Origin of the sequence: Vibrio ouci (assembly GCF_004551525.1) — a bacterium.
Classification (GTDB): Bacteria; Pseudomonadota; Gammaproteobacteria; order Enterobacterales; family Vibrionaceae; genus Vibrio; species Vibrio ouci.
The window spans coordinates 1-439 of sequence record NZ_SATR01000368.1 but is presented as its reverse complement, the minus strand read 5'-3'; the positions used below and the strand labels follow the sequence as shown (position 1 = coordinate 439).

Here is a 439-nt window from a genome sequence, read left to right as displayed (position 1 = left end):
AGCACATAGCCAACCATTTCACCCTTATCATCAATGAAATAGCTGGGCGGATATTGTGGGTCATAGACCGCCACGATGCCGTCCTTATACGCCTCTGGAACTTGCGCGTGAAGGGCGGCATCCGCCCCGGCTGGCAAATCCTGCGCAAATGTCGCCTGTGAGGACAGGATCAGGCCCGCTGCGATTGCAACAATCTTTGGGAAACGATGGAACTGTGATGGATGTGTATGCATCATGTTACCTCACTTCTGGTCTAAACCATTAAGTTAAAGGGGATATTCCCTGATCAGAGAATACGATCCACCAATCTGGCCCAGCCATTTTCTTCTGTGGCATGCCAGTCCGACGTGGTGAAGGTCGCCGAAACGATCTCTTTGATTTCCAGGTCCGCAAGGTCGCAATAGTCCAACTCATACTGTGGCCATTTATTGAATTTGAC

At 50.3% G+C, this 439-nt stretch carries 1 protein-coding gene; it reads right to left on the bottom strand.

What is annotated here, in order from left to right; all coding sequences use genetic code 11:
* A partial coding sequence (locus ELS82_RS25965; RefSeq protein WP_134837861.1) for a hypothetical protein occupies window positions 1-236 on the bottom strand: 236 nt, incomplete at its 3' end.
* Window positions 237-439 lie beyond the last annotated feature (203 nt).